We start from the raw sequence: 5060 nt of genomic DNA on the forward strand, positions 1-5060 counted from the left end.
ATTGTCAGAGCAAACATTGTTGGGCAGGGTTTTGTCTTCAACACCGAAGAGACTTTCTGGAGACCCGAATACGGCCATTTGAAGAGGCTTATGACTGTTCCGTCTATCTGGGGTTATTATCTGTTGCGCGCGTTATTTCCTTTTTTTCTCAATTTTGAATCCGGAATAGAACTTTTCAACAATGTTTTGAGACCTCAATTTATTTTTGGCGTCATCAGCGTCGGCGCCACAGCGATTGTCGTATTTTTCAGAAGAAAAGATGTGCTGTTTCTGTGGGCTTTGTTTTTTTGGACCATCGCTCTCTTTCCCGTTCTCAACATATTTCCTATTTTCGAATCGGGAATGGAACATTACATGTATCTGCCTATGACAGCTTTTTGTATTTATTTCGGGAGTTTTTTTGGTAAAGTGAAAAAGAGGATTTTACTGTTTTTACTTCTGTGCACAGTTTTTTCCCTAACAATTTTTTTCAGAGGAGGATCGTGGAAAACCGAGGCAAACGTCTGGCTGGATTCAGCAAAAAAAACAGCCGTCTATGCAAGGCACGGCTGGATACGTTCGAGGGTAAACCTCGCCTCTTCGTATATCAGCATCGCTGAGGAAAGCGATTCTGCCGAAATGTTTGTTTCGAAGGCCGAATCTCTCTACCTTGAAGTCAAAAGTGAATATCCGGATTTTTCAAGCGTCAACATTGGTCTCGGAAACATCCACCTGATCAGGGGAGAATACGATTCAGCACTTGTTTATATATCCGCCGCTGTAAATGTAAATCCGAAAAATTATTTTCTTTTAAACAAACTCGCTTTCATATATTCAGCCCTCGGAGACGATAATACGGCTTTGATCTTCCTTGAAAGAGCCATTCAAATGAAACCCGACTACGACGAGGCAAACGCAAATCTCGCCGTTTTGTATTTCATCCGAAATGAATTCGAAAAGACACGTGAGATTCTCCGGAAGACAGAGATTACACCGAGAAATTACGAGGTGATGAGAAGACTAGAAATAGCTTTCATCATCATGGACGGAGGAAAAATTGAAGAATATGACCCGGAAATCAATGGAGCACTCGTGCTTCTGGAAGACGCCGATCTTACTGGATTGAAATTGAAATTGCATGAAAATCTCGTGTTTTTGAGGCCAGCCGACCCGGACGCTCTTTTAGAACTCGCCCTTTGCGCCGCTCTTGAAGAGGGAGAAATATCCTATGCCTTAAAAATTTTCGATCAAGGAGCTGAAGTGTTTGCCAATGATTCGAGATTCTTGAGAGGCAAAGGGTTGTTGTACATTTCTGTCGGGGACACAACATCTTCGATTTCGACTTTTGAAGAATATCTCCTGAAATTTCCAAAAGATACGTATTGGTTTGACGTCAGGAAATTTGTGGACAGCATAAAAGTTCAATAGACCAATTAAAAATCTCAGGATTCGATTTCTCTTTTCAGAAATTTACCAGTGACGGAGAATTTGTTTTGGATAATTTCCTCCGGTGAACCCTCTGCTACAACGTAGCCGCCTTTATCACCGCCTTCTGGGCCTAGGTCGATTATGTGGTCTGCTGATTTAATTATGTCTGGGTTGTGTTCTACGACTATAAGGCTGTCGCCTCTTTCGACAAGGCGGTTGAGAACCGAGAGAAGAACTTTTATGTCCGCAAAATGAAGGCCTGTAGTCGGTTCGTCGAGTATGTACAGGGTTCTGTCTCTTCCACCTTTTGAGAGTTCGCGCGCGAGTTTCAAACGCTGGGCTTCTCCTCCTGAGAGTTCCGGTGCCGGCTGCCCCAGGAGAAGGTATCCCAGGCCTATTGAATGCAGCAAATCGAGTTTTTTGGAAATATCAGGGAAATTTTGAAAAAATCCTCGCGCCTCTTCGACCGACATTTCGAGAATTTCCGCGATATTTTTGTTTCTGAATCTTATGTCCAGGGTCTCAGGGTTGAACCTCTTGCCTTTGCAAGCGTCGCATGTCACGAAGACATCAGGTAAAAAATGCATCTCTATTCTGAGAGAACCCTGTCCCTCACACTTTTCGCATCTGCCCCCAGAGACGTTGAAGCTGAACCTTCCGATTTTATAACCTCGCGCTTTGCTCTCGGGAACAGATGCAAAAAGCTCTCTTATGGGGGTGAATACCCCTGTGTAGGTCGCGGGATTTGACCTTGAAGTCCTGCCTATCGGCGACTGGTCTATATTGATAACTCTGTCTATGTTCTCTATCCCCTTTATACTTCTGTGTTTTCCGGGGTTGTCCTGGGAAAGCGGGTAAAAATATTTTTTCAAACTCTTGTAGAGAACTTCTTCGACGAGGGAGCTTTTACCCGAGCCTGAGACCCCGGTGACGCAGACAAAAACACCAAGAGGGAAAGTCACGTCAATTTCTTTCAAGTTGTTCTCGGTGGCGCCGAAGACTTTCAAAAATTTTCCCTTGTCCTGTTTTCGCCTTTTCGGAATTTGTATAGTGTCTTTTCTCGAAAGAAACATACCGGTCGGATTTTTGGAAACCATGATTTCTTTGAGGCTTCCTGCCGCGGATATATAGCCTCCTTCCCTTCCTGCGCCTGGACCGAGGTCTATTATGTGGTCGGCGGTCTCTATTATCTGTCTGTCGTGTTCCACTACGATGACAGTGTTCCCAATATCTCGAAGGTCTAAAAGTGTCTTGAGAAGTCTTCCGGTGTCGCGGGGATGGAGGCCTATAGAAGGTTCATCGAGAACATACGTAACACCGACCAGTCCGCTCCCTATCTGAGTTGCGAGGTGGACGCGCTGGTCCTCACCTCCGGATAAAGTGTCCATTCTCCTGTCGAGCGATATGTAATTAAGCCCGACTTCGACCATGAATTTCGCCCTGCTGACGATCTCACGCAGAACTGGTTCGGCTATTTTCATCTGCATTGCAGTGAGCCCGAGGTCTCCAGAAAAAAAATCTCCGACTTCCTCAACGCTCATGGAAGAAATCCGGGTGATATCTTTTTCTTTTATTTTAAAAGCCAGCGCTTCTTTTTTGAGCCTTTTCCCTTCGCAGACAGGGCATGGAGAGAATGACATGTACCTTTCAATTTCCTGTCGCATCATGTTGGATTCGGTCTGCTTGTATCTGCGCTCGAGGTTTGGAATTATGCCTTCAAAAAAATCATCCTCACCGTATAGTATCGCTTTCTGGGCTTCATTTGATAAAGAGGAAAAAGGGGATGACATCTTGAAATTGTAGTCCATGGAAAGTTTTTTAAGCTTTCCCCAGATGTATTTTCCTTCCGGGTTTCCAATGGGTACTATGGCTCCGTCGAGAATGGAAATGTCCGCGTCCGGAACTACAAGTTCGGGGGTTATCTCAATTTTTGTCCCCAGTCCGTCGCATTCAGGGCAAGCACCTGCAGGGCTGTTGAAGGAAAAAAGTTTTGGCTCCGGTTTTGGAAGCTTTATGCCGCATTTCAGGCAAGACGGCGTCAGAGAATACAACATTTCCTGACCTCTCTCAAGGTCGTAGACACATAGAGTCCCCTGAGATTCTTTCAAAGCCGTCTCGACCGATTCTGCGACTCTAATCCTCGAAAGAGAAGATCCAGTGACAATTCTGTCGACTACGACAGAGAAAGAAGATTTAAGGTCTTTCGAGTATTCGAATTTGTCTTCGTCGATATGGTAGGTCTTTCCGCCTGAAAAAACGCGAACAAAACCTTTTTTTCGCAGGGAGTTCAGGAGTTTTGTGAAATCTTTTCTGTTTTCAATTTTTACGGGTGCGTTGATGTAGAGTTTTCTTCCCTTTTCATATTTCATAATTATGTCGATTATTTCAGGCGTCGTGTAGCTGAAAATCTTTTGGCTGCAGACCGGGCAATAGGGGGAGGCGACTCTCGCGAACAGCAGCCTCATGTAGTCGTATATCTCCGTGACCGTGCCGACAATTGACCTCGGATTTCTCGCTATCTTTCTCTGAGAAATTGATATGGCGGGTGAGAGCCCTTCAATGCTCTCTACGTCAGGTTTTTCCATAACGCCCAAAAATTGTCTGGCATAAGTCGAGAGGGACTCGACGTATCTTCTCTGCCCTTCAGCGTAGATCGTGTCGAAAGCGAGGGATGATTTTCCGGAGCCTGAAATACCCGTTATCACGATGAACTTGTCCCTGGGGATTGACAAATCAATGCTTTTAAGGTTGTGAACCTTCGCTTTTCTGATTATTATTTCACGGTCCGCCATTTGTTTTCCTTATATATATTTTTAAGGCTTGTACGAAATACAATTTTACAACCAAACCGTCTTTTTCGCTCGGCAACATTTTGAAAAACACGCGCTGCAAAATAGTTGAAATTTTTTCTTGACAACGCAAGACGATTTTATTAATATGCTCTTCTTCCTGCAAATGATAATTTTTGCAGAGGGTAATATTTTGCTCTTTGAAAATTCAATATAGAAGCTGTCCAGAGAAAAAATGTGTGTCAAGTTACTAAGGGCATATGGTGGATGTCTGGGCACAAGCAGGCGATGAAGGACGTAGCTGGTTGCGATAAGCCTCGGGGAGCCGCTAAGCAGGCCGTGATCCGGGGATCTCCGAATGGGAAAACTCATCTGGGGTCATGCCCAGGTATTCCCGAAATGAACACATAGTTTCGGGAAGGCCAACCAGGAGAACTGAAACATCTTAGTACCCTGTGGAAAATAAAGTAATAACGATTTCCCAAGTAGCGGCGAGCGAACGGGAAAGAGCCTAAACCGGTTCTGTGTTAAAGTTGCAGCACGTTGCCGAACCGGTGTCGAGGGATTTTGCCTGGACCTTGCTGCAGGGGTCCGGAAAGTTACAAAACATCACTTTAGTCGAAGCGTAATAGGAAAGTTACCGCCAAAGATGGTGATAGCCCAGTAGACGAAAAAGTAGATGTCTTTCCCGGCAAGATTCCCAAGTAGGGCGGGACACGAGAAATCCCGTTTGAATCTGGGAGGACCATCTCCTAAGGCTAAATACTCGCTTGTGACCGATAGTGAACCAGTACCGTGAGGGAAAGATGAAAAGAACCCCGGAAGGGGAGTGAAATAGAATCTGAAACCATTTGCCTACAATCA

General features: G+C 44.8%; 2 protein-coding genes and 1 rRNA gene. 2 read left to right on the forward strand and 1 reads right to left on the reverse strand.

Features of this window, described 5'->3' with window-relative positions; genetic code table 11:
* Positions 1 to 1407 (forward strand): hypothetical protein (locus JXA84_05150; GenBank protein ID MBN1150591.1); only part of this gene is annotated, 1407 nt, incomplete at its 5' end.
* 14 nt (positions 1408 to 1421) lie between these two features.
* On the opposite strand, the gene uvrA is transcribed toward JXA84_05150, so the two are convergent.
* Positions 1422 to 4199: an excinuclease ABC subunit UvrA gene (gene uvrA / locus JXA84_05155; GenBank protein ID MBN1150592.1), complete on the reverse strand. Its 2778-nt coding sequence runs from the start codon at positions 4197 to 4199 to the stop codon at positions 1422 to 1424.
* Positions 4200 to 4436: 237 nt separating this feature from the next.
* Here uvrA and JXA84_05160 point away from each other — a divergent pair.
* A 23S ribosomal RNA gene (locus JXA84_05160) occupies positions 4437 to 5060 on the forward strand; the annotation flags it as partial.

Source organism: candidate division WOR-3 bacterium (genome assembly GCA_016926475.1).
Classification (GTDB): Bacteria; SDB-A; SDB-A; order SDB-A; family SDB-A; genus JAFGIG01.

Coding starts and splice junctions, on each gene's coding strand:
- uvrA (MBN1150592.1), bottom strand. CDS start 4,199: ATGGCGGACCGTGAAATAATAATCAGAAAAGCGAAGGTTCACAACCTT.